We start from the raw sequence: 24687 nt of genomic DNA on the forward strand, positions 1-24687 counted from the left end.
CCCTCACCGGTCGATCGTCATGTCCCAAGCCCTGCTCATCATCGATCTGCAACGCGCGCTCTGCGTGGGCGAGTACGCCTGCCATGACGTCGACGCCGTGATCTCACGCATCAACGGCCTGATCGCGCGGGCGCGCGAGACCGGCACGCCCGTCGTCTTCGTCCAGCATGAGGAAGACGCCTACGAGCCCCTGCGCCGCGGCAGCGACGGCTGGCAGATCGACGACCGGCTGCACACACGGCCCGACGATCCGCGCGTCTTCAAGACCGCGTCCGATTCCTTCCACCGCACCGAGCTCGACGCCGTGCTCAAGGGCCTGGGCGTCGATCACCTCGTGATCTGCGGCGCGCAGAGCGACTTCTGCGTCGACTCCACCACCCGGCGCGCGCTCAGCGCCGGCTACGACGTGACCCTCGTCGCCGACGGCCACACCACCCTCGCCAACGGCGATCTCAGCGCCGAGCAGATCAGCCGGCACCACACGCTCGTGCTCGGCAACCTCGGCGGCTTCGGCCGCACCAGCAGCGCCAAACCGGCCGCGGACATCCACTTCGCGCGTTCCGCCTGAGCTGCACGCGCGAGCCGGACGCCGACCGGCGCGCGGCCGGCCACGCGCCTACTTGAGCGCGCCGCGCGAGCGGGCCAGCTGCGACAAGGTCATGTCGCACTGGTCCACGGTGCCGATGCACTCGAGCCCGCGCGCCTCGACCTCGCCCATCAGGATCAGCCACGCGTTCAGGCCCTCCAGCGTGACCTTGGTCCGCGAGGTGCGGCTCCAGCCGCGCTCGGCGAGCTGACCCAGGTAGATCCAGGTCTGGCGCCGCGACAGCCCCGACAACTGCCCGATGCAGGCCTGCGACACCGGCAAGGCCAGGCTGTTGCCCGACACCACCCCCACGCGTTGCGAGCTGCTCAGCGCCGCCGCCAGCGTGGCCAGCACGCTGACCAGCCGCTGGAACCCGTTGCCCGCCAGCCTCATCGTGATCTGGTCCTGCAGCCGCGAGGCCGTCGCCGCGTACAGCTCGCCGGTGGCCGCGTCACGCTGCGGCAGCCGGGCTTCCTTCATGCGCGGCAGCGGGATGTGGATCGTCGTCACGTCCACCAGCGCGGTGACGTCATAACGCGCCGCGAGCTTGCCCAGCGGCGAGTCCGCGCCGATCACGTCCCCGAGCCACAGCGCGGCCACGGCCACGCGCGTGTCCGCCGCGACCCGCGCCGCCAGGAAGGCCGCGCCGCCGCTGATCGCGATCCACTCGGCCAGCGGCTTGCCGGCCTCGATGATCTTCTGACCACGGCGATACGTCCGGACCTGACCATCGGCCAGCCAGTCGTCGCTCGTCGTCTCCGGTGCGCCGTCCAGCGGCGTCTGCGTCCCTCTCGTGCTCATGCTTGTTCTGGATGAAGTCCGCCGGACAAGGCTCCGCCCTCCGCGCTGAATGCGGGACTTTCGCGAATGCCTGGATGGCGAACCGTGGGTTATAGAAGCGGACCGCCCCGCCCGATCGCTCGATAAGCGCGGTGGCGTCGGCCCGGTTTGCGGGTTGACCGCGCGGCGATCACCAGATCGACAGGCTCCGCGCCAGCACGCGCTGCAGCCAGCTGCGCGACGACGCCTCCGAGACATCGCCCTGCGCGACGCTCTCCAGGCTGGCGTTCACCACGTCGCGCGAGGACACGACGTTGCCCGGGCGGATGTCGCGCGGATTCACGATGCCCGAGAAGCGCAGCGTGTTCACGCCCTTGTTCAGGCCCACGCTGCGTTCCCCGGCGACCAGCAGGTTGCCGTTGGGCAGCACGTTGATGACGCTCACCGCGACCTGCGTGACGAAGCTGTTGTCGGTCTCGGTCGTGCCCGAGCCCTTGAACGAATCGCTGCCGGAAGCCGTCGCGTCGATGTTGAGCAGCCGTTCCACCGCGCCGATGTTGCTCTTGCCGCCCGGACCCTGCACGGCGAGCTTGTTGTCGCGCGCCGTGTCGGTGGTCTGCTTCTGCGACGCCTTGAGCGTCTCCTGGATGTCGACCTTCATCGTGTCGCCGATCGCGCTGGGCCGCTTCTCGCCGGAGAACAGCGAGGTCGGCGACATGCCCGGCTGGTAGATCGCGCCGTTGTTGGGCCGCTCGATGTACATCGGCGCCTGCGGCGGCGTGACCATCATCGGCCCGGCCACCGTGGGCGTCGGGCTGGCGCAGCCGGTCAAGCCCGCCGATATGGCCATCGTTGCGGCCATCGCGACGATCGCGCCTGCGTGGCGCGCCGATCGTGTCGCTGTGCGTGTCGTTGCTCGTGAAGTCGACATCTCTCCCCTCCCTCAGCTCTGGAAGCCGGTGATCAGCGCCTTGACGACCGGCGCGATCTTGTTGCGGGTCCCGGCCCAGCGGGCCAGTCCGAAGTTCTCATCGGCGACGTAGCTGCTCGTCGACAGCAAGGTGCCGTCCGCGCGATGCAGGCTCATCGACGCGGCGCTCAGGTTGGCGCGGTAGCCGCTGGCCATCGGCGGCACGCCCCATTCGATCGTGGCGACGTAGCGCAGCCAGACCGCGCATTGCTGCTGGCCGGTGCCGGGCTCGTAGACGCGGCTGTCCACGCCCTGCCCCTTCAACTCCGCCTGCATCGCCGGGACCAGGTCCTCCAGCGGCGCGTTGCGGTTGAACTCGATGCAGACGGCGCGCACCGGCGCGTCGCCGTGATGCACGGTGTTGCTCGCCTTGGCCGGCGCCGCCGTGGCCAGCGCCGTCGACGTCGCGGTGCCCGCGCCCTTGACCAGCTCCCACGCCGGCAGCGGGCTCAGCACCGCGCAGCCGGTCAAGCTCAACGCCGCGCCGAGAAGCACGGCGCGACCGGCGCAATTGGCGCAACCGGCGAGATCGCGGAATCGGCGCACGGCGGTTCTCACACCAGCTCGTCGAGCACGGCACCGCCGCCCAGCGCGGCCATCACGCCGTAGCCGACGACATTGCCGACCACCGTGCCGACCGCGCCAGCGACATCGCCGACCGTGCCGGTGACCACGTCGGCCGCGGTCTCCACCGCGTCGACCGCGTCGCCGGCCAGGGCCTGGAGGCCCTTGGCGCTGATGGTGGCGGTCACGCCGAGGACGGGACCCAGCGTCACGCTGGGACCACCGCCCCGGGATCCCCCGGAAGACAGGCTGCTCGAGACAGCGCGTCCCCCTTCGGAGTGCCCGCCATCGGACGAGGTCACCAGGTTGGCGATGCTGGACAGGAAGGGCACGCTGCTCAAGGCGGACTCCCGGTGGCGCTCAGCCGCGCGCGGCCAGCGAGGCCGTGTCGAGCGAGAGCGTCGAGGGCGAGGCGGCCGTCGTGGTGGACTGCGTGGTGGACGGCGCTGAGGCCGTCGCCGTGGCGGGCGCCGTGGAGGACGCCGTCGGTGCGGCCGCCTTCGCGTCCTTCAGCATCTGGGAGAAATCCGGCGCGGCGGCCGGACCGGTGCCGGTGTTGCCGACCTTGCCGGCCTTGGCGCTGCTCGACGGCGCCGGGGCGCCGGCGTGGAGGGCCGGCGACGGAGAAGCGGAGGACTTGACGTGCATGGCGAAGCGCTCTCGTTCATTGGGGTGAACGGATTCTTCGCTTTGGCCGCCCTGCGGCATGCCGTGATGAGCGCGTCGATCTCGTCGTTCGGCGCGGGCTCGGTGAACTGCATCACCGAGCGGTCGATCTGGGCGGCCGGAGGGCCGCTTCATCCGCTCAAGTTCGCGCGAGGCCGGCCCGCATCCGGGCGATCACCGCGCAGGGCGGGCGGCTGGTGTCGCGCGTGGCGCGGGACCCGAGGCGGTGGGCGGGCTCAGCCTACGCGGCGCTGATGCTCGATGGCCTCGGTCCACTCGTCCCAGGTGGACTCGGTGACCTCGAGCCCTTCCAGCGCGGGCGTGTCCTCGATCGGCCAGCCCGACGGGCTGAAGGGGATGCGACGCTGCAGCATCACCTCGGTCTGCCGCAGGATGTGCTGCATGACCGAACCGAAGGGGTGGCCGTGATCTCCGGCCGAAGGCGCGAGACGTTGTCGCATGGGGTCCTCTCCTGACGAGCCCCCACTATCAGCGGGGGTCCACGCAAGTGCCATCCCACCATAGGGTGAACACGGGGGGATGGGAGAGGGGGGATGACGGAAGGCCGGCGTCGCCAGCCAGACGGAAACGCCGATCAGATCGATCACTTCATCGGTGGCGGATCTGATGGAAGTGATGAGCCGACGGACCGCTCGCGCGCCGGCGCGGGCTCAGATCACCTGGCGCAGCAGCGCATACAGCGCGATGCCGCCGGAGACGACGGCGCAGGCGGTCTTCATCGACCGGTTGGCGACGAAGGCCCCGATGAGGCTGGACACCAGGATGGCGGCGAGGAGGTAGTTCGTTTTCATGGGCCGCGATTGTGGCGGCGCCTCCCCTCGCCTCCGGGGAGCCGCGCGGCGCGGATCAGACAGTCACCCGTTCGGGGTGATTGATCTCGACGGTGACGTGAACAAGTTCCTCATGCACCGACAGCAGCCGCCGGACCTCGTCCGGTCGCGCGAGCGGGCTGTCGGTGACCAGCGACACGATGCAGGCGTACTGCGCGCGACCGACGCGCCACACATGGAGGTCGGCGATCTCCGCGGGCCAGGGCGCGGCCGCGATCACCTCGCGGACCTCCGCCACGACCGGCGCGTCCATCTCAGCGTCGAGCAGGACACGGCCGGTGTCGCGCAACAGGCCGCGCGCCCACACGGCCACCAGCACCGCGCCGGCGATGCCCATCACCGGGTCCAGCCAGTCCGCGCCCCACAGCCGGCCGCCGAGCAACGCCACGATCGCCAGCACCGAGGTCGCCGCGTCCGCCAGCACATGCAGGTAGGCCGCGCGGAGGTTGAGGTCGCCATGCGCGTGGTCATGCCCGTGGTCATGCTCGTGGTCGTGTCCATGTCCGTGGTCGTGCCCATGGTGGTGGTGCTCGCCGCGTAGCAGCCACGCGCAGGCCAGGTTCACCCCCAGGCCGATGGCCGCCACGGCGATCGCTTCGTCGTAATGGATGGGCGACGGCGAGATCAGCCGCTCGACCGATTGCCAGAGCATCAGCCCGGCCACGCCGATCAGCAGCAGCGCGCTGCTGAAGCCGCCGAGGATCTCGATCTTCCAGGTCCCGAACGCGAATCGCCCATCCCGGGCCCAGCGCCGCGCGGCGCCATAGGCCAGCAGCGACACGCCCAGCGCGACCGCGTGCGAGCTCATGTGCCAGCCGTCCGCGAGCAGCGCCATCGAGTTGAAGACATAGCCGCCGGCGATCTCCGCGACCATCATGAGCACGGTCAGCAGCACTGCCCAGCGCGTGTTGCGCGCGGCCAGCGGATTGCCTTCATCGAAGACGTGGGTGTGCTGCCAGGGCGTGGCGGAGGACAAGGCGGAGGGGGACATGGACGTGGCGGACATCGGCGACGCGAGGACAGGAATCAGGGAGAGGCGCCCAGTATCCCCGCCGCCCGCGCGAGACCGCGCAGAGGCCCTGTCCGATGTCAGACATCCCGGCACGGTAGACTCCGCCGCAATTCAAGAGAACAGGATCCCCGGGTGGACATTGAGGAGCGACAGCCCTTGCGGGTGGTGGTGCTTGGCGGCTCCGCCGGCAGCATCGATGCGCTCGGCACCATCCTCGGTGCGCTACCGAACCAACCGGGCTTCGCGGTGCTGGTCATCACGCACCTGCCCGCCAACGAGGAGACCCGTCTCCCCGAGGTCCTGCAGGGCCGCAGCACGCTGCCGGTCGAGCGCGTCGAGCATCTCACCAAGGTCGAGCACAACCGCGTCTACGTGATGCCGGAGAACGCCGGCGTGATGGCGCTGGACGGCCACTTCCGCCTCACCCGCCGCGTGCCGGGGCTGCACCTGCCGATCGATGCCTTCCTTGCCTCGCTGGCACAGGACCCGGACCAGGACGGCGCGGTCGTCATCCTGTCGGGCACCGGCCAGGACGGCTCTGCCGGGCTGGTCGACCTGAAGGCCACCGGCGGTTTCGCGATCGCGCAGGCGCCGCACACCGCCGCGCACGACGGCATGCCGGTCGCGGCCATCAACACCGGGCTCGTGGACGAGGTGCTGCCGCCGGCGGAGATCGCCGCGGAGCTCGTGCGCCGCTTCGGCCAGCCCCACCACGAGGGCGACCTGCCCGGCTCGGCCAACGTCACGCAGGACGTCGATTCGATGGAGGCCGCGCTGGCCATCGTCCAGCAGAAGGCCGGCGTCAACCTGGGCTACGTCAAGGACGTCAACCTGCGCCGTCGATTCCTGCGCCGCGTGCTGCTGCAGAAGGACCGCGACGTCGCCGCCTACCTGCACTTCCTGCGCAGCGATCCCTACGAGGCGGCCGCGCTGCGCGACGACGTGCTGATCGGCGTCACCGCCTTCTTCCGCGACGCGGAGTTCGTCAACGTGCTGCGCCAGGTGGTGCTGCCCAAGCTGCTCGCCCTGCGCCACGACCCGATCCGCATCTGGGTGCCCGCGTGCTCCACCGGCGAGGAGGTCTACACGATCGCCATGCTGCTGCGCGAGGCCATGAACGCCGAGGGCATCGAGCGCCGCGTGCAGATCTTCGGCACCGACATCAACGAGGCCTCGATCGAGACCGCGCGCGCGGGCCGCTACAGCGCCTCGGCGCTCGAGAACGTCCCGCAGCCCTTCCGCGACACGGCCTTCGTGCCCAGCTCCGGCGGCTACCTCGTGGCCAAGGTCCTGCGCGAGATGTGCGTCTTCGCGCGGCACAACCTGCTCACGCACGCGCCCTTCTCCGGCATGGGCCTGATCAGCTGCCGCAACATGCTGATCTACCTGCGCAAGGAAGCGCAGCAGCACGTCTTCGAGGTCGCGCACTACGCCTGCCGCAACGACGGCTTCATGCTGCTCGGCCGCGCCGAGGCCGCCTCGACGGCCGATGGCTTCGAGCACGCCGGCGCGCCGCACCTGTATCGCAAGCTGGCCAACTCGCGCCGTCAGCGCCCCCTGTTCCCGATCGACGCCCTGCGGCCCTGGGCCAGCGACGGCAACGCGCCGCGCGTGACCCAGGCCCCGCCGCCGGACCTCGTCAGCGATGCCGCCAACCGCGTGGCCCTGGCGCGTTACGCGCCGCCGGGCTTCGTGGTCACCGAGGGCGGCGATGTCGTGCAGTTCCGCGGCGAGGTCGCCGCCTTCATCGCGCCGGCCAGCGGCGAGGCGACGCTCGCGTTGCCGCGCCTGCTCAACGCCGAGCTCAACACCCCGGTGCGCACGGCGCTGATCGAGGCCAAGCGCACCGCGCAACCGGTGCGCCGCGAGCGCGTGGCCTTCAACGATCGCCGCTACGTGCTGGAAGTGCTGCCGCTGGAAACCGGCGACGCCGTGCAGCACTTCCTCGTCACACTTGCGCTGCAGCCCGAGGAAGCCGCCGCCGAGGCCTCGGCCGCGCTGTCCACGCCGCCCTTCTCGCCGAGCGGCGCGCGCGCCCGGGTCGATGAACTCGAGCGCACCGTGACCACGCTGTCCGACGAGCTCGAGGCCACGCAGGCGCAGCTGCGCACGCTGGTCGTCGAGTTCGAGTCGGCCAACGAGGAGCTGCGCACCGCCAACGAGGAAATGCTCAGCACCAACGAGGAGCTGCAGAGCGCCAACGAGGAACTGCAGAGCGCCAAGCAGGAGCTCGAATCGGCCAACCAGGAGCTGATCTCGCTGAACGAGGAGCTCAAGTCGCGCAACGACGAGCTGGACCTCGCCAACGACGATCTCAGCAACCTCGTCGAGGGCATCCCGTTGCCGGTGGTGCTGCTGGACCGCCAGCTGCGGCTGCGGCATGCGTCGCCGCAGGCGGCGCAGCTCTTCGGGCTGGAGGCCTCCGCCATCGGCGAGGCGATCGGCCAGCCGATCGGTCAGATCTCGTCCCGCTTCGCGCTGGGGCAGCTCGAGCAGCTGGTGCAGGCCGCCGTGCAGGGGCTGGCGCCGGTCGAGCATGAACACAAGGACAGCGAGGGCCGCTGGTGGCTCGTCAACGTGCGGGCCTATCGCACCGCCGACGAGCGCATCGACGGCGCGGTGATCGCCTTCCAAGACATCCATGAATTGAAGTGCGCGCTGGGTTCGGCGCGGCACGCGCAGGACGATGCCGAGCGCGCCAACACCGCCAAGGACGACTTCCTGGGCATGGTCTCGCACGAGCTGCGCGCGCCGTTGAACGTGATCTCGGGCTGGGCCTCGGTGCTCAAGCGGTCGCTGGAGCGCGGCGCGCTGGCCGAGGCCACCGCCACGCGCGCCATCGGCACCATCCTCAAGCACTGCCAGGTGCAGGCGCAGCTGATCGACGACCTGCTGGACGTGTCGCGGATCTCCTCCGGGCACCTCGCGCTGGAGCTGCGTCAGCTGGACCTGGCGGCCTGCGTGCGCGGCGTGGTCGAGGAACTCCAGCCCACGGCCGAGGCCAAGGGCCTGACGCTCGGCGGATCGGGCCTGCAGCAGACGCACCGCATCCAGGGTGACGCGCGCCGCGTGCAGCAGATCGTCGCCAACCTCGTGGGCAACGCGCTGAAGTTCACGCCGCGCGGCGGACGGGTCTCGGTGTCGCTCAGCCGCATCGGCCCCACGGTGGAACTCGCCGTCGTGGACAACGGCATCGGCGTGGCGATCGACCTGCTGCCTCGCCTCTTCGAACGCTTCACGCAGGCCGACATCAGCCGCACCCGCGAGTACGGCGGGCTCGGACTGGGCCTGTCGATCGTGCGCCACCTGGTGCTGGCCCATGGCGGCACGGTCACCGCGCACAGCGACGGCGAGGGCCGCGGCACGCGCCTGACGGTGCGATTCCCCGCGGCGGACCTCGTGTCCGACCCGCTGGAAGCCGCGCCGCGCGAGCTCACGCCGACGGACCTGCGCGGACTGCGCGTGCTGCTGGTGGACGACGATCCGCATGCGCTCGACGCGTTGCAGCACCTGCTCGAGCTGGCCGGCGCCGAGGTGCGCGCCGCCGGCTCGGCCGAGGAAGGCTGGGCCCGCGCCACGGCACAGGGCGATGGCGCCTCGCCGCAGGCGCTGGTCAGCGACGTGGCGATGCCCGGCGCGGACGGTTATTCATTGATCCGGCGGCTGCGCGAGCATGAACGCGCGGTGCGTGAGCCCGAGCCGCTGTATGCCGTGGCGCTGACCGGGCTGGCCACGCTGCAGGACCGCGACGCGGCGATCGCGGCGGGCTTCGACGACCACCTGGCCAAGCCGGTGGACATGTCGCTGCTGATCGAGAAGCTGAACCTCGCGCGGCCGCGCTGAGCGGCTCGCGCTCAAGGGGTTCGCGCTGAAGGGCTTCGCGCTGCCGAGCTCGCGCTGAAGGGCCCGTGTTGAGGGCTCAGTCGGCGGCCTGCGCGATCACTGCGGGCACGACGATGTCGCGGCGCCGCGCGCGCTTGATCTGATACATGCGATCGTCGGCGTGCTGGAGTGCCTGCTCGACGGTCATCCCCGCCGGATCCAGCGCGACGACGCCGACGCTCGCGCCCGCGTACTGCAGGGATCGCCCGTCGAGCTCGAAGCGGCCCACGCTGGCCAGCGCGGCGCGCTGCTCCAGCGTGCGCGCGGCCTGGAGCGGCTCGCCGCGCTCGAACAACGCGCCCTCGGGCTTGGGCAACGCGCCGACGTTGACGCCCGGGCCGACGACGACGAACTCGTCGCCGCCCATGCGCGCCAGCATGTCCGAGCCGCGCAGCTCCAGCGACAGACGCTGCGCCATCTCGCGCAGGAACAGGTCGCCGCGGTGATGGCCCAGTTGATCGTTCACCGCCTTGAAGCCGTCCAGGTCGATGCAGCCCAGCAGCACGCAACTGCCTTCGCGCGTGGCGCGCTGCAGCTGGCGCTGGAGCTCGTCGAACAGCGCGCGGCGATTCGGCAGGCCGGTCAGCGCGTCGCTCAGCGCGTAGCTCGTGAGCTGCTCATTGGCGGCGCGCAGGTCGGCCACCAGCCGCTCGCGCTGCAGGAACTGGCTCACCAGCGTCGAGAACAGCCGCAGCAGCGACTCGGCCTCCGGCGGGATCTTGCGGCGCTGCGCGCTCGCGGCGCACAGGGTGCCGAGCAGCGCGCCGCCGTCGTCGCGCACCGGCGCGCTGACGTAGGTCTGGATGCCGAGCTGGCGCGCGGCGTCGGAGTCGCCCCAGCAGTCCGCCACGTCGCTGGTGGACATGCGGCCGGCGTCGAGCGCGCGCTTGCACAGCGTGTCCGACCAGGCGACGGTGAGGCCCTCGGGGATGGTCATCGTCCCGGCGTTGCGGGCCAGCAGCACATGCTGTTCCCCGGCCTTCAGATCGATGGTCGTGAGGTAGGTGGACTCCAGGCCGGTCACGGTGCCCAGCATGTCCAGCAACGGGCGTGTGAGCTGTTCGACGTTGCGGGCGACGGGGACGGTCGAGGTCAGGCGGGCGAGCAGAGCATCCAAGATCGAAGGCGATGGCGGGTCTGAATCCGGCGATGTTGTCACAAATGGGGCGGCCCATCGGACGCCGTCCGTCATGACACCGGTGCCGTCCGCCGGATCGCGGGAAAACCCTCGAGCGCCGCGCTCACCCCTCGCCCAGCGCCCTCGCCACCAGGTCCGCCTGCTCGCGCGCATGGATCGCCTGCGAGGACGTCGCGCCCGATCCGTTGGCGGCGCGCGAGACGCAGCGCAGGCGCGCATGTGGCGGCATCGCCGGCTCCAGGTGCTCGCGAATGAAGCTCCAGGCGCCCTGCTGGCGATGCTCCTCCTGCACCCAGGTGATCTCGACCAGCGCCGGATAACGCGCGAAGAGCGCCGTCAGCGCGTCTTCCGGGAAGGGATAGAACTGCTCGATGCGCGCGACGGCCAGGTCCGCGCGCGCCACCGCGCGACGCCCGCGATCGAGGTCGTAATAGACCTTGCCGCTGCACAGCAGCAGCCGCTCGACCTGCTCGGGGCGCTCCACCGACACGTCGTCCAGCACCGCCTCGAAGCGCCCGCCGGTCAGCGCCTCGATCGATGCATGCGAGACCTTCTCCCAGTACAGCGTGCCCTTGGGCGACATCACCACCAGCGGCTTGCGCAGCGTGTCGAAGGCCTGCCGGCGCAGCAGGTGGAACCACTGCGCCGCCGTCGACGGACAGGCCACGCGCAGGTTGTCCGCGCCGCACAGCTGCAGGAAGCGGCTGAGGTAGGCGCTGGAGTGGTCCGGGCCGATGCCCTCGTGGCCATGGGGCAGCAGCAGCGTCAGCGAGGACGTGTCGCCCCACTTCTCCTCGCCGGAGCTGATGTACTGGTCGACGAAGACCTGCGCGCCGTTGACGAAGTCTCCGAACTGCGCTTCCCACACGGTCAGCGTGCGCGAGGCGCCGACGCTGTAGCCGTACTCGAAGCCCAGCACCGCCTCCTCGGACAGCGGTGAATTGAAGATGTCGAAACGGCCGACCGGTCCCGGTCCCGGCCCGTCCCCCGCCGTGACCTGACGCAGCGGCACGAACTCGGCGGCCGCCCCGGCCGCAGCAGGCGCTCCCCGCGCGGGTCCTGCCTCGGACGTCTCCTGCGAGGTCCACACCGCCTGCCGATGCAGGAAGGTGCCGCGCCGCACGTCCATGCCGGACACGCGCACGTGATGACCGCCGCGCAGCACCGTCGCGTAGGCGAGGTTCTCGGCGAAGCACCAGTCCACCGGCTGGGTCGTGTCGGCCAGCCCGGCCATGCGCTGCCAGTGCTCCACCAGCGTGCGCACCATCGCGTGCGGCTCGAAGCCCTCGGGCAGGCGCGTCATCGCCCGCACCAGCGCGCGCATGCCCTCGACGTCCAGCGGCGGCGCCTCGCCGGGGCGGCGCAGCGGCGCGGGCACCGACACCGCGCGATGCGGATCCGGATCGGCGAAGGCCTGATGCGCGCGCACCCGGCCATGGGTGACATGCGAGGCCATGTCGGTGTCCGGCGGCACGACGCCGTCGGCGCGCAGAGCCGCGGTATAACGCTCGACGATGGTCGGATGCGACTGCGTCAGCGCGTGGATGCGCGGGCGCGTCAGCGCGGGCACGTCGCTCTCGGAATGGCCCAGGCGCCGATAACCGATGAGATCGATGACGATGTCGCTGCCGAAACGCGCGCGCCAGGCCATCGCGATCGCGGCGGCGCGCAGCGCCTGCTCGGGCTCATCGGCGTTCACGCGCAGCACCGGCGCGTCGACCATGCGCGTGACGTCGGTGCAGTACTGCGCCGGCCAGGCGCTCATCGGATTGGGCTCGGTGAACCCGACCTGGTTGTTGATGATCACGTGCACCGTGCCGCCGACGGTGTAGCCCGGCTTGCCGCCCAGCATCAGCGTCTCCATCACCACGCCCTGGCCGGCGAATGCCGCGTCGCCATGCAGCATCAGCGGCAGCACCAGGCGTCGGCCGTCCTGGTCGGCGTGCTCGCGGCTCATCGCATCCTGGCAGGCGCGCGCCAGTCCGGTCAGCACCGGATGCACGCTCTGCAGGTGCGAGGGATTGTGCGCCAGCGTCAGCGTGAGCCGGCCTTGCGGCGTGTCCAGCTCGCGCTCGCCGCCCAGGTGGTAGACGAGGTCGGTGTGCAGCTCGGGATGGGGGGACTTGGGGTCGAAGTAATCGAGCACGCGCGCGGGCGGCAGGCCCATCAGGTTCACCAGCACGTTCACCCGACCGCGATGCGGCATGCCCAGGAACACGCGCCGCACGCCCAGTCCGGCGGCGTGCTCGCACAACGCGTCCAGCAGCGGGATCAGCGTCTCGTTGCCTTCCAGCGAGAAGCGCTTGGCATGCGGGAAGGCCTGCGCGACGTGCTGCTCCCAGCCCTCCGCGCGGATGAGGCGCTCCAGCAGCGCGAGGCGCCCGGCGGCGCTGTCAGGTGCGGGCGGCGCGGCCTCCATCTCGTGGAAGAGCCAGTCGCGGCGCGAGGCGTCGCGCACCGCGCTCGCATCCAGCGCCAGCGCGCCGCAGTAGGTCGCCTTGAGCGAGCGATCCAGGTCCGCAACCGTGCGCGCGCTCCACAAGGGCGTGCCGGTCGGAGAGAGCCACTCGCCCGGTTGCAGGCCGAAGCGCTGAGGATCGAGCAGTGTCGGATCGACCGGGCGCGACAAGCCCAATGGATCGAGCCTCGCGCTGCGATGGCCATCTCGGCGGTGCGCGTCGATGAAGGCGAGCACCTCGGGCCGCCAGCGCGCGGCGGGCACGCCGGTCGGCGCGGGTTCATGGATCCGGTCGTTCATCGATGGCTCCCAAGCTTTGCCACGGCCACTGGCCCTCACCCCCTAGGCGATCTCACAGCACAAACGCTCTGACTGCGTTGTTCAGATGCGCCGCCTCATCCTGCAGCGCACGGGCCGAAGCGGTGCTCTGCTCGACCATCGCGGCGTTCTTCTGCGTGGTGTCGTCCATCTGCAGGATGGCCGCGTTGACCTGCTCGATGCCCAGGCTCTGCTCGCGGCTGGACGCGCTGATCTCGGCCACGACGCCGCTCACGCGCCGGATGCCCGAGACGACTTCCGTCATCGTCGCCCCGGCCTGCTCCACGAGCCGGCTGCCCGTACCGACCTGCTCGGTGGACGCATCGATCAGCGACTTGATCTCCTTGGCCGCCGACGCCGACCGCTGCGCCAGCGCGCGCACCTCCGACGCGACCACCGCGAATCCCCGCCCATGCTCGCCGGCGCGCGCGGCTTCCACCGCCGCGTTCAGCGCCAGGATGTTGGTCTGGAACGCGATCCCGTCGATGGTGCCGATGATCTCGCCGATGCGCTGCGAGGACGCCGAGATCGAGCTCATCGTCGCGACCACCTCGCCCACGGCCTTGCCGCCCTGCCCCGCCACGTCCGACGCCGACGACGCGCTCGCATTGGCCTGATCGGCGTTGTCGGCGCTGAGCTTCACGGCCGCGGTGAGCTGCTCCATCGCCGAGGCGGTCTGCTGCAGCGCGCTGGCCTGCGCCTCGGTGCGCGCGGACAGATCGGCATTGCCCTGCGCCACCTCGCGCGCCGCGGCGGAGATGGTCTCGGCGCCCTGGCGGACCTCTGACACGATGCGGTGCAGGCTGCCCACCATGTGCTGCAGCGCGGCGATCAGCCGTCCGATCTCATCGCGGCTCTGCGGCAGGTCATGCGGCGTGAGATCGCCCTTGGCGACGTCCTCGGCCAGCGTGATCGCGCCCTGGATGCGGCGCGTGATCGAGCGCGTGATGCTGAACGCCGTGACCACGCCGAGCAGGATCGCCAGCACCGTCACCACGCCCATCCACAGCTTGGAGCGCCGCGCGTCGTCCTTGGCACGCGTCACGTCCTGGGCCATCGCCTGGGCCTGATGCTCGACCATCTTGTCGATCAGCGCGTAGTAGCGCACCTGCAGCTGCGCCATGTCGCCCTGGTAGACGCTCATCGCCTGCTCGCGCTGGCCGGCGGCGATCAGCTCGAAAAGCTTGCGCACCGCCGCGCCGTAGGCCTTTCTCGCCTCGGACTGCTCCGCGAAGATGGCCTTGGCCTCGTCGGTGTTGAGCAGCTTCTCGAAGCGCGCGAAGTTCTCGGTGTTGGCGGCGCGGACCACGGCGTAGTCGTCCATGTAGCGCTTGGCCTGCGCGGGGTCGGTGGCCATCAGCAGCCGCCCGATGACGATCACGCCGCGATCGCCCACGTTCTTGATGTTGCCGCTCAGCGCGATCTGCGCGTAGCGGTCCTCGACGACGCGGTCCATCGCGGCGTCGGTGCGGTTGAGCACCGACACCGCCACGGTCACGACGAGCAGCAACAGCGCGAGGACGACGGCGAACGCGGCGGCAAGGCGCGTGCCGATATTGAGGTTGGACAGCGTCGGCATGTTTTTTCTCCCTGAAAGCCCACGGTCAGACCTGTCGGGGGCAAGTCGCGGTCCGGGTCAACCCGGCCGCACCCGCCCGGGCATGGCTCACGCCTGTTCGGCGAAGGTCGCGATGTACTGGCAGGCGACGCGATCCGCGTGGGCCACGGCTTCGTCGACGGTGGGGAACTCGTCTTCCAGCTCATGCCAGGCGGTCACGCCGGGGCGGCCGTCCTCGTCACCCTTGACGACGAAACGGCCACGCCACGGGCCTGACGATTGCCCGAGGGTGTCGAGCACGTAGGAACGGCCCTTGTGCTGGCGGACGATGTGCGATGTCGGCATGGTCGGCAACGGACGTACGGACGCTGGAATGCCGGGTCGACGGGCGCGAAGGGAGGGGGCGCGCACGGACACGGGTGACGCGGTGCCCGTGGTTGTACACCGAAGGCCGCGTTCCGTGGATGAAAACTGCTCAGCGAACGCGGTTGCGGCCTTCGCGCTTGGCCGTGTAAAGCGCGTCGTCGGCCTCGGCGATGAGGCTCTCCAGCGTGCGCTCGTCATCGGGCACGCAGGCCGCCACGCCCAGGCTGACGGTGACCACCGGCCCGGCCGGCGAGGTCGGATGCGGCATCGCCAGCGACTCGATGCCCGCGCGGATGTGCTCCGCCACCATCAGCGCCGCAGCGCGGTCGGCACCCGGCAGCAGCACGACGAATTCCTCGCCGCCGTAACGCGCGGCCAGGTCGCCGGCGCGCCCGATCGAGGCGCCCAGCACGGCGCCCACCGCGCCCAGGCACTCGTCGCCCTTGAGGTGGCCCATCTGGTCGTTGTAGCGCTTGAACGCGTCGACGTCCGCGAGCACCAGCGCGAGCGAGGTCTGGCCGCGCCGCGCGCGGCGCCATTCCTCGTCGGCCGCCTCATTGAAACGGCGCCGGTTGGGCAGCCCGGTGACGGCGTCCAGGAAGGACAGCTGCTTCAGGTGCTCGTTGGCCTGGCGCAGTTCCTCGGTGCGCTGGGCCACGAGGCGCTCCATCTCGATCTGGCGCTGGCGGAGCTGCCGCATGCGCAGCGCGACGGCGCCGGCGAAGAACCCGATCGCGGCCAGCGCGACCAGGAAGTGGAACCAGCCCGTCTCGTGGAAACGCGGCCGCACCGTGACGGGGAGCGGCGTGTCGGATTCGCGCCAGCGCTGGCCGTCGGCGGAGGCCGCCAGCCGCAGCTTGTACTGACCGTGGGACAGCGCGGGGAAGGTCAGCTCGCGGTCATTGCCGACATCGGTCCAGCCGCGCGACAGCCCTTCCATCCAGAAGCGGAAACGCACGCGGTCCGCCTCGCGCAGCGTGGACGCGCCCAGGCTGACAGACAGCGCCACCGGACCCGGCGGGAGGTCCAGCGGCTGGCCGTCCAGCGCGAGGGGCTCGCCGTCGACCTGGATCCGCTCGATGCGCGCGATCGGGGGTTCGCCGCCGCCGGGCAGCCGGGCGGGATCGACCACGACCAGGCCGGCGGAGGACGGCAGCCAGGCGCGTCCCTGCGCGTCCATCGCGCCGGCGGCCTGCAGGTTGCCGGCGAAGCTGGTGGCCCGCAGCGTGTCGCCCGGGCCGAAGCCGGTCGAGCGCACCTGCTTGACGCGGCCTTCCAGGAAGGCGTCCAGGTCGGCGCGCGACACGCGATAGAACCCGCGGTTGCAGGTGATCCAGAACTGGCCGTCGCGGTCCTCGAGGAACACCTGCGACAGTCCGTCCCAGAGCCCGTCAGCGGGACGGATCGCGCCGATGCGGCCGTCCTTGAGGCGGTTGATGCCCTCGCCGTTCGTGCCGATCCAGAGTTCGCCGCGGCGGTCCTCGTGCAGCGCGATGACCCAGTCCGACAGCAGCCCGTCGGCGGTGGTGAACTGGCGCGCCTTGCCGTCGCGCCAGCGCACCAGCCCCTGGCCGGTGGTGCCGAACCACAGCGCGCCGGCGCGGTCCTGCAGGATCGCGGCCACGCCCTCGGTGGGCAGGCCCGGCGCGGTGAAGGTCTCGAAGCGGCGGCCGTCGAAACGCGCCAGTGCCGAGCGCGTGCCGACCCACACGGTGCCGTCGCGGTCCTCGAGGATGGCCCGCACCTCGACGCCGGGCAGTCCGGCCTCGACGCCGAAGCGCTCGATGCGGCCGTCGGGCAGACGTCGCGCCACGCCGGCGGTGTAGGTGCCGATCCAGAGCGTGCCGTCGCGCGCCTCGTGCAGCGTGGAGATCTCGTCGGTGGGCAGGCCGTCGGCCTGCCGCAGCGCGGTGATGGCGCCGTCCTTCAGCCGGTTGAGCCCGCCGCCGGAGGTCGCGGCCCAGATCGCGCCGTCGCGCGCGGCGACGACCGAGCGCACGTTGTCGTGGCTCAGGCCCTCGGGCGTGCCCAGCACCGTGAACGCGCGGTTGCGCAGGCGATTCAGTCCGTCGACCCAGGTGCCGACCCAGATGCTGCCCTCGCGGTCCGCGAGCATCGACCAGATCTGGCTGCCCGCCAGGCCGTTGCCGGTGGACACGGTGCTGAAGCGGCCGTCGCGCATCCGGCTCACGCCACCGCCCCAGCTGCCCACCCACAGATCGCCGCGGGCGTCGCGCGTCAGCGCGGTGAGGTGGTCGGAGGGCAGTCCGTCGGCGGTCGTGTAGACGCGCATCGCAGGCTGCTCGACGCCGTGCATCCGCACCAGTCCGGCGCCCGCGGTCGCGGCCCAGATGCCGCCAGCCGGGTCGGCCAGCACGAAGCGCACCTGCGGGTGCGGGAAGCCGTTGCTGGCGTCGAAGACCTTGAACTTGCCGTCCGGGGTCATCGCGAAGAGGCCGGCCCCGGTGGTGGCGATCCACATCGTGCCGGCGGTGTCGAAGGCCAGCGTGCGCAAGCGCGCGGTGGGCAGGCCGTCGGCCGGGCCGAAGATCTTGACCGCGCCGTCCTTCCAGCGGACCAGCCCGCCGTCGCCGGCGGCCCAGATCGCGCCGTCCTTGCCCTCGGCGAGCGACCAGATGCGGCGCTTGTTGACCTGGGCCTTGGTGACGGCCGTCGTGAAGCGGCCGTTCTCGTACAGCGTGACACCGCTGGGATGGCCGATCCAGAGCCGGCCCGCGCGGTCCTCGAGCAGCGCGAAGACCGGCTGGGACGCGACATCGGGCGCCTGCGCGGTCTCGAAGGTCACGAAGCGGCGGCCGTCGAAACGGGCCAGGCCGCCGGCGGTGCCGATCCACAGCCCGCCGTCGCGCGACTGCAGCAGCGCCTGCACGGTGTTCAGCGGCAGGCCCTGCTCGGTCTGCCAGAGGTCGATCTTGTATTGGCTGATCGCGCGGACCGGGTCGCTGAGATCGCCGACCGGCGCGGTCGCGGCAGGTGTCGCGGTAGGTGTCGCGGTCGCCTTGATCGTCTCGGCGGCCACGGCCGCGGTCATCGTCAGGCCCATCGACAAGGCCGTCGACAAGGCCACCGCGGCGACCGCCCCCACGACCTTCGCGAGCCGGCGCAGCGGCGTGCGGCTCGAGGCGTCGACAGCGGGGAGGAAGGACCTGAGGAAAGTCATAGGCGCGGAGTCGCCGATTGTGACCGTTCCCGCGCGGGCAGCCGGCCTGCCGTACGAGTCACGAGTGCGGATCGCGTGAAGCCTTGCCCGGCGACCACCGAGTCGGGGGGAGGGTCAGCGGCCTGTCAGCGCGCCGCGGCGACGCGGTCCCAGGACAAGCCGAACTTGAGCAGGTACTTGCGCAGCCGGTCGGCATCGTTGACCACCGCCCGGGCCTGGCGGCTGGCCTGGAACAGCGCGCGGCCGGCCTCGGACATCGAGCCCGCCGCCGCGCACACGCCCAGCACCGCCGACAGCTGCATCCGGTCAAAGAGGTCCATCGCGTCGATCGCCTCGGCGTCGAGGAGCGCGGACATCAACCCCTCGCCGGTCGAAGGGGCTGCGACGGGGGCCTCGCGCTCCCACAGCCATTCCAGGCGCGCGATCTCCGCTTCCACCAGCGGCAACCCGATGCGCCCGCCCTCGGCCAGCGTGACCAGCCGCGTGACGGAGGCCGACAGGTCGCGAAAGTTGCCGCTCCACGGCGCGCGGCCCGACTGCGCGAACGCCAGGTAGCGGACCTTGGCCTCGGCGTTGAAGCGCACCGCGCGCCCGCTCTCCCGGCCGACCTGCTGCACGAGGTGATCGACGTTGGGCTCGATGTCCTCGGGCCGGTCGCGCAGGCCGGGCAGGCTGTAGGTCCACAGGTTGATCCGCGCGAAGAGGTCATCGCGGAAGCGCCCCGCGGCCACCTCGGCGCGCAGGTCGCGGTTGGTGCCGGCGATCAGCTGGAAATCGCTCGCGACCTCGCGGTCCGCGCCCACGGGCAGGAAGCGCTTCTCCTCGATCGCCTTGAGCAGCATGGCCTGCTCGTCGAGGCCGAGCTCGCCGATCTCGTCCAGGAACAGCAGCCCGCCGTCGGCGGTGCGCAGCAGGCCGGCGCGGTCGGCCATCGCGCCGGTGAAGGAGCCCTTCTTGTGCCCGAACAGCGTGGAGGCCGCGCCGTCGCCGCGCAGCGTCGCGCAGTTGACCTCGACGAAGGCGCCGTCGAGCTGATGCCGCGACTGCTTGAGCTCATACATGCGCCGCGCGAGGAAGGACTTGCCCGCGCCGGTCGGCCCGGCCAGCAGCATGGGCGCGCGCGACTGCACGGCCACGCGCTCGATCTCCTCGATCAGGCCGTTGAAGCGGGCGTTGCGCGTCGCGATGCCGCTCTTGAGGAAGGCGACGGCGTCGTGCTGTTCGGCCTGGAAGCGCTGTGCGATGCGGTCGTAGCGTGACAGGTCCAGGTCGATCAGCGTCATCGTGCCCATCTCGCCCTCGCGCTGCTTGCGAGGCGGCGAGGTCTGCAGCAGCACGCCGGGGATGAAGCGGGCCTCGACCATCAGGAACATGCAGATCTGCGCGACGTGCGTGCCGGTGGTGATGTGGGCCCAGTACTGCTCGCGCGTCGTGTCGAAGCGGTAGGCGCGCACCCAGTCGTAGAGCGTGGCGTAGACCTCGCCGAAGTCCCAGGGATCCTCGGCGGGCATGGGGATCAGGCGGACCTCGGTCTCGGGCGAGAGCTTGGCGATGTCCTCGCTCAGCTGGCGCGCGAGGGCGACGTGCTGCGGCGCATGGAAGAGCTCCAGCCGATGCACGACGACGTCGGGCTGCGCGACCAGCGAGATCGTCGGCCGCCATTTCTCCCAGCGGCCCGCGCCCAGCCCGCTGTCCAGCTGCGAGCCGAGGTATCCGATCACCACATTCTTCTTGGCCATGGGCGGGAGTTTATCCGGGCCACTTCTTGCGCATATCTTTTTCGCTAGTTTCGTATCTCCTCAGCGAGTTCGTTTTGGTGGCGCGGATGAATGGAGGGGTGGGCGAATCAACGCAATTTGTCGTCTTTCTCCTTATCAATCAATGAGTTGAATCCTTCCGACGCAAGACCTGGCACGAGCTGGCACGGGCGTTGCAATGAAGAAGGCAAGACAACAAGACGCACCCTCGACAGGGAGGACAACATGGTCAACACGCAACTCTTCAAGACGACGCCCGGGCAACTGCCCGCCGCCGCGGACGCGGTGAACCAGTCCGGCGCCCGCGCCTATGCCTACAAGACCCGGCACCACCTGGCGCAACTGGCGGCCACCGGCTGCATGACGTCGACTTTCCACGCCGACGCGCAATCCCAGCTGGAGGACGCGCTGGCGCTGGCCCAGGATGTCGACACGGCCTTCCTGGCCAAGACTGCGGTCTACGCCCGTCAGTCCGGCCACATGAAGGACATGCCCGCGCTGCTGGCCGCCGTGCTGGCGCAACGCGAGATCGCGCTGCTGCAGCCCGTGTTCAGCCGCGTCATCGACAACGGCAAGATGCTGCGCAACTTCGTGCAGATCCTGCGATCGGGCCAGACGGGCCGCAAGTCGCTGGGATCGCGTCCGAAGAAGCTGGTCCAGCAATGGCTGCTGGGCGCGACGGAGCAGCAGTTGCTGCAGGCGTCGATCGGCACCGAGCCGACCCTGGCGGACGTGGTCCGCATGGTCCACCCGAAGCCGACTGAAGCCTGGCGCGCGGCCTGGTTCGCGTGGCTGATCGGCCGCCCCTTCGATGAAGCGGCGCTGCCGCCGGCGACGCAGGCCTTCGAGCGCTTCAAGCGCGCGCTGCTGTCGGGCGGGACGGAGGGTGCGACGGCGGAGGACCTGCCGCCCGTGCCCTTCCAGATGCTGACGGCGCTGCCGCTCAACACCACGCATTGGGCCCGCATCGCGGCGCAGGGATCGTGGCAGATGGTGCGGCAGAACCTGAACACATTCGCGCGCCATGGCGTGTACGAGCAGCCAGCCATGACGGCACGGCTGGCGAGGCGGTTGCGTGATCCGAAGGCCGTCGCCGCAGCGCGTGTACTGCCGTATCAGCTGATGACGGCATTCAAGGCCGCGGCGGGATCGCCCGGCGTGCCGGCGGAGATCGGTGAGGCGCTGCAGGACGCGATGGAGGCCGCGCTGGCCAACGTGCCGGCGATCGCCGGGCGTGTCGTGGTGTGCCCGGACGTGTCGGGATCGATGTCCTCGTCGGTGACGGGTTGGCGCGGGTCGGCGACCTCGACGGTGCGATGCATCGACGTCGCGGCCCTGGTGGCGGCGGCGCTGGTGCGCAAGAACCCGGGCTGCCGCGTGCTGCCCTTCGAGCAACGCGTCGTGCCGGTCGCGCTGAATCCCCGGGATTCGGTGATGACCAACGCGGCGAAGCTCGCGGCGATCGGTGGCGGCGGGACCTCGGTGAGCGCGCCGCTGCGGCAGCTCAACGAGGAGCGCGCCAAGGTGGACCTGGTCGTGATCGTGTCCGACAACGAGTCGTGGATCGACGCGCGCCGACATGGCGCGACGGAGACGATGACGCAGTGGGCGGCGATCAAGGCGCGATGCCCGCAGGCGAAGCTGGTGTGCATCGACGTGCAGCCCGGCGCCTCGACGCAGGCGGTGGAGCGCAAGGACGTGATGAACGTCGGCGGTTTCTCCGACGCGGTGTTCCGCATGGTCGGCGACTTCGCCGCCGGTGCGACCGAGGTCGGCCACTGGGTCCGCGAGATCGAGCAGGTGTCGATCGCGCCGCAGTGAACGAATGAAGCGATGAATGCTGTCGCGTGGCGAATGCCGATGGGGATTACATCTTTGCAATCATCCCCATCACCCGTTGGTCGCCACGCGGGGGCTGTGAACGAAGATGAAATGATGCAAGCCGTTGGCGGAGCCGGATCCGGTTCCCGCGGCGAGCGATGAATGCCGGTGGGACTACAGCGCTATCACCGCCCAGGTCGCGGGTTCGAATCCCGCCGGGATCCTCCGGGATCCCGTAGCTCAGTTGGTAGAGCAGGACTTGTCTCACCACTCCTTGTCATCGCTCACCGCGGGGACTGCCCTCCCCGATGGCGATTCCGAATGGAGAAGAACATGAAGAACTACAACGAGATGGAAGTCGCCGGCGGCGTGCCGGTGAAGATGTGGACGCAGGGCGTGCCTGTCGAGGACGAGGCCCGCAAGCAGCTGGCCAACGCGGCGAAGCTGCCGGTCGTGTTCAAGCACATCGCCGCGATGCCCGATGTCCACGTGGGCATCGGCGCGACGGTGGGGTCGGTTATCCCGACGCTGAAGGCGATCATCCCGGCCGCGGTCGGGGTGGACATCGGCTGCGGGATGATGGCCTGCAAGACCACGCTGCGCGCGGAGGACCTGCCGGACAACCTGGCGCCGCTGCGTTCCGCGATCGAAGCTGCGGTGCCTCACGGCCGCACGCCGAGGGGTCGCGACGTGGGCGCGTGGGAGAACCCGCCCGACATGGTTGATGCCGCCTGGGCCGGACTCGAGTCCGACTTCACCGAGCTGTGCCGCGACTATCCGAAGCTGAAGAACACCAACCACCACAAGCACCTGGGCACGCTCGGGACGGGCAACCACTTCATCGAGGTCTGCCTGGATGAGGTGGGGTTCGTGTGGTTCATGCTGCACTCGGGCTCGCGCGGCGTGGGCAACGCGATCGGCACGATGTTCATCGAGCTGGCGAAGAAGGACGCGATGCAGCATCAGGCGAATCTGCCCGATGCGAATCTCGCGTACTTCGAGGAAGGCGCGAAGTACTTCGGCGATTACGTGCGCGCGGTGAGCTGGGCGCAGAAGTTCGCCGAGACCAATCGCGAGGTGATGATGCGTCGCGTCATCGCGGCGGCGAGGAAGGTGATCGCCAAGTCCTTCGAGGCCCACATCGAGGCGGTGAACTGCCACCACAACTACGTGCAGAAGGAGACCCACTTCGGCCAGGACGTGTTCGTGACCCGCAAGGGCGCGGTGAGCGCGAAGCAGGGTCAGATGGGGATCATTCCCGGCAGCATGGGCGCGCGCAGCTACATCGTGCGCGGCAAGGGCAACGCGGAGAGCTTCGACAGCTGCTCGCACGGGGCGGGCCGCACGATGAGCCGCACGGAAGCCAAGCGTCGTTTCACGCTGAAGGATCAGCGCGCGGCGACCGAAGGGGTGGAGTGCCGCAAGGACGCGGACGTCATCGACGAGATCCCGATGGCCTACAAGGACATCGACGCGGTGATGGCGGCCCAGCAAGACCTGGTGGAGGTCGTGCACACGCTCAAGCAGGTGGTGTGCGTGAAGGGATGACGGGCGGATCGCCCGCATCGACAACAAGAAAGGTCGACCGGAACGCCGCGCGGTAGAGGAACCGCGCGGCGCCTGCCGGCGAATGAATCAGATGGACAAGAACAACAAGCTCATTGAACTGGACGGCTCGCACGGCGAAGGCGGCGGGCAGATCCTGCGTTCGGCGCTGGCGCTGTCGATGTGCACCGGCACGCCGCTGCGCATCGAGCGCATCCGCGCCAAGCGCCCCAAGCCCGGCCTGATGCGCCAGCACCTGACCTGCGTGCTCGCCGCGCAGGAGGTCTGCGGCGCCACCGTCATCGGCGGCGAGCTCGGCTCGCAGACGCTCGAATTCCGCCCCGGTCAGGTCCACGCCGGCGACTACCGCTTCGCCGTGGGCACCGCCGGCAGCTGCACGCTCGTGCTGCAGACCGTCCTGCCCGCGCTGATGCTGGCCGACGGCCCCAGTCGCCTGCACCTGTCCGGCGGGACGCACAACCCGCTGGCGCCGCCCTTCCATTTCCTGCAGCGCAGCTTCGCGCCGCTCATCGAGCGCGCGGGCACCAGGCTCGACCTCACGCTGCGCCGCCACGGGTTCTTCCCCGCCGGCGGCGGTGAGATCGAGGCCCTCATCACGCCCGCGGTCGACGGTCTCGCGCCCTTCGACCTGCTGGAACGCGGCGCGCCGTTGGACGCCTACGCGGAGGTCCTCGCCCCGGCGCTGCCGCGCGGCGTCCCCGAGCGCGAGCTCGAGGCACTCGCCCGGCTGACCGGTTGGGATCCCTCGCAGCTGCGCGTCATCCCCGCGCGTCAGAACGAGGGGCCCGGCAACGCGCTGATGATCACGCTCGCGCACGAGCACCTGACCGAGGTCTTCGTCGCCTTCGGTGAACGCGGCCTCGCGGCCGAGGACGTCGCGCGCCAGGTCTTCGCGCAAATGCGCGCGTACCAGGCCTCGGCCGGCGCTGCGGGCGAGCACCTCGCCGATCAACTGGCGCTGCCGCTGGCGCTCGCCGTCGCCGGGCGCGGCCGGCCCGCCGCGTTCAGCTGCACCGAGCTGACCGAGCACAGCCGCACCAATTTCGCGGTGATCGAGCGCTTCCTGCCGGTGCGTTTCGACTCGCGCCTGGAGGTCTCCCGCGCCGGCCAGCAATGGCGCGTGGACGTGCTGCCGGGCTGAGCGCGCCGTCAGGATCTCGCCAGGATTCCGACAAGATCGCGCCGCTATAGTGGCCTCCCAAAGAAGCTTCAG

Annotated in this window: 19 protein-coding genes; 5 read left to right on the plus strand and 14 right to left on the minus strand. The window is 70.5% G+C overall.

What is annotated here, in order from left to right:
* Window positions 1-19: 19 nt before the first annotated feature.
* A complete protein-coding gene (locus ACNI65_RS19715; protein WP_416758842.1) occupies window positions 20-568 on the plus strand; it encodes a cysteine hydrolase family protein in 549 nt (182 codons plus the stop codon).
* 48 nt (window positions 569-616) lie between these two features.
* On the opposite strand, the gene ACNI65_RS19720 is transcribed toward ACNI65_RS19715, so the two are convergent.
* The 8 genes from ACNI65_RS19720 to dmeF all read right to left on the minus strand — a co-directional run bounded on the left by ACNI65_RS19720 (window position 617) and on the right by dmeF (window position 5408).
* Complete coding sequence (locus ACNI65_RS19720) at window positions 617-1387, minus strand: Crp/Fnr family transcriptional regulator (protein ID WP_416758843.1); 771 nt, start codon at window positions 1385-1387, stop codon at window positions 617-619.
* A gap of 169 nt (window positions 1388-1556) precedes the next feature.
* Window positions 1557-2228, minus strand: a complete 672-nt coding sequence (locus tag ACNI65_RS19725) for a flagellar basal body L-ring protein FlgH (RefSeq protein ID WP_416758844.1) — start codon at window positions 2226-2228, stop codon at window positions 1557-1559.
* An 81-nt stretch (window positions 2229-2309) separates the two neighbouring features.
* Window positions 2310-2882: a cell division protein FtsI gene (locus ACNI65_RS19730; protein ID WP_416758845.1), complete on the minus strand. Its 573-nt coding sequence runs from the start codon at window positions 2880-2882 to the stop codon at window positions 2310-2312.
* A gap of 8 nt (window positions 2883-2890) precedes the next feature.
* Window positions 2891-3241: a hypothetical protein gene (locus tag ACNI65_RS19735; RefSeq protein WP_416758847.1), complete on the minus strand. Its 351-nt coding sequence runs from the start codon at window positions 3239-3241 to the stop codon at window positions 2891-2893.
* Between the two features lie 19 nt (window positions 3242-3260).
* Complete coding sequence (locus ACNI65_RS19740) at window positions 3261-3548, minus strand: hypothetical protein (RefSeq protein ID WP_416758848.1); 288 nt, start codon at window positions 3546-3548, stop codon at window positions 3261-3263.
* 254 nt (window positions 3549-3802) lie between these two features.
* Complete coding sequence (locus tag ACNI65_RS19745) at window positions 3803-4027, minus strand: hypothetical protein (protein WP_416758850.1); 225 nt, start codon at window positions 4025-4027, stop codon at window positions 3803-3805.
* A 210-nt stretch (window positions 4028-4237) separates the two neighbouring features.
* Window positions 4238-4378 (minus strand): hypothetical protein, encoded by a 141-nt coding sequence (locus ACNI65_RS19750; protein WP_297524778.1) that lies wholly within the window; start codon window positions 4376-4378, stop codon window positions 4238-4240.
* A 55-nt stretch (window positions 4379-4433) separates the two neighbouring features.
* Window positions 4434-5408 (minus strand): CDF family Co(II)/Ni(II) efflux transporter DmeF, encoded by a 975-nt coding sequence (gene dmeF, locus ACNI65_RS19755; protein ID WP_416758851.1) that lies wholly within the window; start codon window positions 5406-5408, stop codon window positions 4434-4436.
* Window positions 5409-5561: 153 nt separating this feature from the next.
* Here dmeF and ACNI65_RS19760 point away from each other — a divergent pair, with 153 nt between their 5' ends.
* Window positions 5562-9272 (plus strand): CheR family methyltransferase, encoded by a 3711-nt coding sequence (locus ACNI65_RS19760; RefSeq protein WP_416758853.1) that lies wholly within the window; start codon window positions 5562-5564, stop codon window positions 9270-9272.
* Between the two features lie 76 nt (window positions 9273-9348).
* Here the strand turns inward: ACNI65_RS19760 and ACNI65_RS19765 are convergent, their stop codons facing one another.
* The 6 genes from ACNI65_RS19765 to rtcR all read right to left on the minus strand — a co-directional run bounded on the left by ACNI65_RS19765 (window position 9349) and on the right by rtcR (window position 20069).
* Window positions 9349-10428, minus strand: coding sequence for a GGDEF domain-containing protein (locus ACNI65_RS19765; protein WP_416758854.1), 1080 nt, complete (start codon window positions 10426-10428; stop codon window positions 9349-9351).
* A 124-nt stretch (window positions 10429-10552) separates the two neighbouring features.
* Window positions 10553-13207, minus strand: coding sequence for a 2-oxoglutarate dehydrogenase E1 component (locus tag ACNI65_RS19770; RefSeq protein ID WP_416758855.1), 2655 nt, complete (start codon window positions 13205-13207; stop codon window positions 10553-10555).
* 52 nt (window positions 13208-13259) lie between these two features.
* Window positions 13260-14804 (minus strand): methyl-accepting chemotaxis protein, encoded by a 1545-nt coding sequence (locus ACNI65_RS19775; protein ID WP_416758856.1) that lies wholly within the window; start codon window positions 14802-14804, stop codon window positions 13260-13262.
* Window positions 14805-14891: 87 nt separating this feature from the next.
* The gene (locus tag ACNI65_RS19780; protein ID WP_416758857.1) at window positions 14892-15128 is read right to left on the minus strand and encodes a hypothetical protein; all 237 of its coding nucleotides are present in this window, start codon (window positions 15126-15128) and stop codon (window positions 14892-14894) included.
* A gap of 130 nt (window positions 15129-15258) precedes the next feature.
* Entirely contained in the window at window positions 15259-18330 is a 3072-nt protein-coding gene (locus ACNI65_RS19785; RefSeq protein ID WP_416758859.1) for a two-component regulator propeller domain-containing protein, read from the minus strand.
* A gap of 125 nt (window positions 18331-18455) precedes the next feature.
* Window positions 18456-20069, minus strand: a complete 1614-nt coding sequence (rtcR, locus tag ACNI65_RS19790) for an RNA repair transcriptional activator RtcR (RefSeq protein WP_416758860.1) — start codon at window positions 20067-20069, stop codon at window positions 18456-18458.
* Between the two features lie 243 nt (window positions 20070-20312).
* Between rtcR and ACNI65_RS19795 the strand changes: the two genes are divergently transcribed.
* The 3 genes from ACNI65_RS19795 to rtcA all read left to right on the plus strand — a co-directional run bounded on the left by ACNI65_RS19795 (window position 20313) and on the right by rtcA (window position 24615).
* A complete protein-coding gene (locus ACNI65_RS19795) occupies window positions 20313-21908 on the plus strand; it encodes a vWA domain-containing protein (protein ID WP_416758861.1) in 1596 nt (531 codons plus the stop codon).
* 333 nt (window positions 21909-22241) lie between these two features.
* Complete coding sequence (locus tag ACNI65_RS19800) at window positions 22242-23456, plus strand: RtcB family protein (protein ID WP_416758862.1); 1215 nt, start codon at window positions 22242-22244, stop codon at window positions 23454-23456.
* Window positions 23457-23547: 91 nt separating this feature from the next.
* Window positions 23548-24615 carry an RNA 3'-terminal phosphate cyclase gene (gene rtcA / locus ACNI65_RS19805; RefSeq protein ID WP_416758863.1) on the plus strand — a complete coding sequence of 356 codons (1068 nt, stop codon included), beginning with the start codon at window positions 23548-23550 and terminating at the stop codon, window positions 24613-24615.
* Window positions 24616-24687 lie beyond the last annotated feature (72 nt).

Origin of the sequence: Roseateles sp. So40a (genome assembly GCF_048081605.1) — a bacterium.
Classification (GTDB): domain Bacteria; phylum Pseudomonadota; class Gammaproteobacteria; order Burkholderiales; family Burkholderiaceae_C; genus Roseateles.

Excerpts from the sequence above, each read along its gene's own strand:
- ACNI65_RS19725 (WP_416758844.1), bottom strand. The coding sequence starts at position 2,228 with ATGGCCGCAACGATGGCCATATCGGCGGGCTTGACCGGCTGCGCCAGC.
- ACNI65_RS19770 (WP_416758855.1), bottom strand. The coding sequence starts at position 13,207 with ATGAACGACCGGATCCATGAACCCGCGCCGACCGGCGTGCCCGCCGCG.
- ACNI65_RS19795 (WP_416758861.1), top strand. The coding sequence starts at position 20,313 with ATGGTCAACACGCAACTCTTCAAGACGACGCCCGGGCAACTGCCCGCC.
- ACNI65_RS19775 (WP_416758856.1), bottom strand. The coding sequence starts at position 14,804 with ATGCCGACGCTGTCCAACCTCAATATCGGCACGCGCCTTGCCGCCGCG.
- ACNI65_RS19785 (WP_416758859.1), bottom strand. The coding sequence starts at position 18,330 with ATGACTTTCCTCAGGTCCTTCCTCCCCGCTGTCGACGCCTCGAGCCGC.
- ACNI65_RS19740 (WP_416758848.1), bottom strand. The coding sequence starts at position 3,548 with ATGCACGTCAAGTCCTCCGCTTCTCCGTCGCCGGCCCTCCACGCCGGC.
- ACNI65_RS19720 (WP_416758843.1), bottom strand. The coding sequence starts at position 1,387 with ATGAGCACGAGAGGGACGCAGACGCCGCTGGACGGCGCACCGGAGACG.
- ACNI65_RS19715 (WP_416758842.1), top strand. The coding sequence starts at position 20 with ATGTCCCAAGCCCTGCTCATCATCGATCTGCAACGCGCGCTCTGCGTG.
- rtcA (WP_416758863.1), top strand. The coding sequence starts at position 23,548 with ATGGACAAGAACAACAAGCTCATTGAACTGGACGGCTCGCACGGCGAA.
- ACNI65_RS19745 (WP_416758850.1), bottom strand. The coding sequence starts at position 4,027 with ATGCGACAACGTCTCGCGCCTTCGGCCGGAGATCACGGCCACCCCTTC.
- dmeF (WP_416758851.1), bottom strand. The coding sequence starts at position 5,408 with ATGTCCCCCTCCGCCTTGTCCTCCGCCACGCCCTGGCAGCACACCCAC.
- ACNI65_RS19800 (WP_416758862.1), top strand. The coding sequence starts at position 22,242 with ATGAAGAACTACAACGAGATGGAAGTCGCCGGCGGCGTGCCGGTGAAG.
- rtcR (WP_416758860.1), bottom strand. The coding sequence starts at position 20,069 with ATGGCCAAGAAGAATGTGGTGATCGGATACCTCGGCTCGCAGCTGGAC.
- ACNI65_RS19750 (WP_297524778.1), bottom strand. The coding sequence starts at position 4,378 with ATGAAAACGAACTACCTCCTCGCCGCCATCCTGGTGTCCAGCCTCATC.
- ACNI65_RS19780 (WP_416758857.1), bottom strand. The coding sequence starts at position 15,128 with ATGCCGACATCGCACATCGTCCGCCAGCACAAGGGCCGTTCCTACGTG.